The following is a 2,981-nucleotide window of genomic DNA, read 5'->3' on the forward strand; positions in this document are numbered from 1 at the left end:
GATTTCGGCACCGGTTACTCATCTCTCAGCCGCCTGAAACAACTGCCGCTGAATACACTGAAGATTGACCGCTCCTTTGTACGTGATATTGGTGAGGATAGTGGTGACGAAGTGATCATCCGTACCATCATTGATATGGCGCATAACCTTAATTTAAAGGTCGTCGCGGAAGGAGTGGAAACAGATGAGCAGTATAAGTTCATCAAACATTACAACTGCGATCTGGTTCAGGGATATTTGTTTAGCAAGCCGGTCCCCCTGAATGAGCTGGCGCTGATGATAAATGCTCAGGTAGCAGATAGTTGCGGGCGCACAGCCTCTGTATAATAGGCATCCGCCTGACCAAGCTTGACCAGCCTTATTCACCGACCTCAGCTGAACATTTAAAGTTAGATTGTCGCGCCACGCTTCAGTTGTTAAGGATATACCCTCCCATTGACCAAACTTACAGCCGTTAAAGCCCCCTCTTCACTGCTCTTGGCGGGTATTGCCATGGCTAGCCCGCTGGCATTGAATGCCTTTATCCCGGCGATGCCAGATGTGGCGCAAAGCCTCGAACAAAACATCAGCACAATCCAGTTAACCTTTACGCTATACCTGCTCACCCTCGCCATTGGCCAACTGATCTGCGGCCCCCTATCGGACTATTTCGGGCGGAGACCGGTATTGATTGTCGGACTGGCTCTTCACGTGCTGGGCAGTTTGCTGGGGGCTACCGCACAGGATATTGACCAACTGATCGGCGGGCGTATTTTGCAAGCGCTGGGCGGCAGCGCGGGGATGGTTCTGGTCCGTACTATATTGCTCGATATTCATGGCCGAGAGGGGGCTGCGAATAAGATGGGCTATGTAGTTATGGCCATCGCGATCGCTCAGGCAATTGCCCCAACCGTCGGCGGATATATCAATCTCTGGTTCGACTGGCACAGTATCTTCTATCTCTCTCTGTTGATCAGCACACTGATCTGGATACTCACTATCCTGCGTCTACCTGAGACCGGAACGGAAAAGACCACTTCACTGGGGATCATCCCCATTCTGAACCAATACAGCGATATACTGCGCTCACCCGCCTATCTTGGCTATACCTTGTCCACTACCTTTATCGCCTGCGCTTTTTATCTGTTTGTCGGCAGCATGCCTTATATCGTCGTCAAGCAACTGGGTGGGACATCTGCCGATTTCGGCAACTGGTTTTTGAGCGTGTCGCTGGCCTTTATGGCAGGGAGTTTCCTCTCCACCCGAATCTCGGCGCGACTGAAGATTGATAATATGATCCGCGCTGGGAACGGTCTTTCTCTGTTCGGTGCGGCGCTGTTACTGATGTTTACCCTTACCGATCAGCTGCACTATGTAACACTCTTTCTACCGATGGCGATGCTCACCTTTGGCCGCGGGATGAGCCAACCCAGCGCGCAGCTTGCTGCGATTAGCTGTTCATCAGGCAAAGCCGGCACGGCCTCCGGCTTGATGGGTTTTATTCAGCTGATTACGGGGGCCGCTGTCGCTCAAAGCATTCCTTTCCTTATGCACACAAGTGTTGTGCTCTTAAGTGCATTTATCTTTCTTGCCCCCCTTCTATCATGGGTAAGTCACCACTACGCGATCAATCACTCCAAATAAGCCACATCCGAGGCATTCATCCCTGTGATAAAACGATCTGATCTGACGTTTATGCTGTTCACTTGCGCAATGCTGTCGCCGCTCCTGCTGATGGATGATCCCGCTGAAGCCTTAAAAACTGCCAGCCACAGCTCCCCCCTGCTAGCGAGTTTTATCAAGTTTGCGATTCTCGCGACCTACGGTGAAGTTCTGGGTTTGAGGATTGCCACGGGACACTATCCACTGGCTACGTTTGGCGTGCTGCCCAAGGCTGTGGTGTGGGGTGTATTTGGTATCTGCATCAAACTCTGTTTCGTAATTTACGTCTCAGGTGTTCCTGTAGCCTTGGCATTGCTCGGTATGGAACACGCAGCCGACGCATTAAGCGGCCCGCTTTCGCTAGACCGTTTTCTGGTGGCTTTTGCGATCAGTGTCGCGATGAACCTGACATTCGGCGTCTGGCTGATGACCTTCCATAAAATAACCGACCTGCATATCAATGCACATCAGGGCCGGTTGATATGCCTGATCCGTCCACTGTACTTCGGAAAAATCCTGACTGAGATTAACTGGCACCGTCTCTGGTCTTTCGTACTGAAAAAGACAATTCCGCTATTCTGGATTCCCTGCCACACTCTGACGTTTCTGCTTCCCAGTGAGTATCGGGTACTGTTTGCAGCCCTGCTGGGAATCGTACTGGGATTAATACTGGCTTTCGGCAGCCGAAAACCCAACGTATTAAACCGCTCGGCACCTGTTTAATGCATCACTAACGCCCTGTTTAGATCAATTAATACAGCCACTTATTCCTTAATATCGAAATTAATAGTTGCCCCTTTCAAACATCAATGCTTGAATTAGGAAAACACAGAGGCCGGGGCTACGACATGGAAGATACTTCCGCCGATATTCTGATGGCGCGCCAGCCAATCTTTGATAGTGATCTACGCGTTGTCGCACACGAACTTCTCTACCGTTCCTCTGCAAGTCGTACTGAAGCCAACGTTTTCGATGGTAATCAGGCAACCTGCGACGTACTGGTGAACAACTTCATCAGCATCTTCGACAAGGGCAACCAACGCCCTGTACCCGTATTTATCAACCTTACAGAAGATCTGCTTAGTGGAAACACCCTGCCCGCATTGGATAGCAAGCAGGTTGTTCTGGAAGTGCTCGAAGATGTGGCAGTTACCGAAGAAGTGATTAACGCGGTGCGTCATCTGGCCTCAGCAGGTTATCGTATCGCCCTGGACGACTTCGAGTACTCGCCCGCGCACGATCCTCTATTGCACCTTGCACACATTGTAAAAATTGATCTGACCATCACTCGTGATGATGACCTGCTGAAAATGGTGGAACAGCTCAAACCGTTTAAGGTA

4 protein-coding genes are annotated in these 2,981 nt (G+C 50.6%); all 4 read left to right on the forward strand.

The window, feature by feature from the left end; all coding sequences use genetic code 11:
* Nucleotides 1–327, forward strand: a 327-nt coding sequence (locus ABYW01_RS18030) for an EAL domain-containing protein (RefSeq protein WP_372835490.1), incomplete at its 5' end; no start/stop codon positions are given.
* Nucleotides 328–435: 108 nt separating this feature from the next.
* Entirely contained in the window at nucleotides 436–1,623 is a 1,188-nt protein-coding gene (locus ABYW01_RS18035; protein ID WP_372835493.1) for a multidrug effflux MFS transporter, read from the forward strand.
* 24 nt (nucleotides 1,624–1,647) lie between these two features.
* The gene (locus ABYW01_RS18040) at nucleotides 1,648–2,364 is read left to right on the forward strand and encodes a hypothetical protein (protein ID WP_372835495.1); all 717 of its coding nucleotides are present in this window, start codon (nucleotides 1,648–1,650) and stop codon (nucleotides 2,362–2,364) included.
* A 125-nt stretch (nucleotides 2,365–2,489) separates the two neighbouring features.
* Nucleotides 2,490–2,981, forward strand: a 492-nt coding sequence (locus ABYW01_RS18045) for an EAL and HDOD domain-containing protein (protein WP_372835498.1), incomplete at its 3' end; no start/stop codon positions are given.

It is taken from the genome of Pontibacterium sp., assembly GCF_041587635.1.
GTDB lineage: Bacteria > Pseudomonadota > Gammaproteobacteria > Pseudomonadales > Balneatricaceae > Pontibacterium.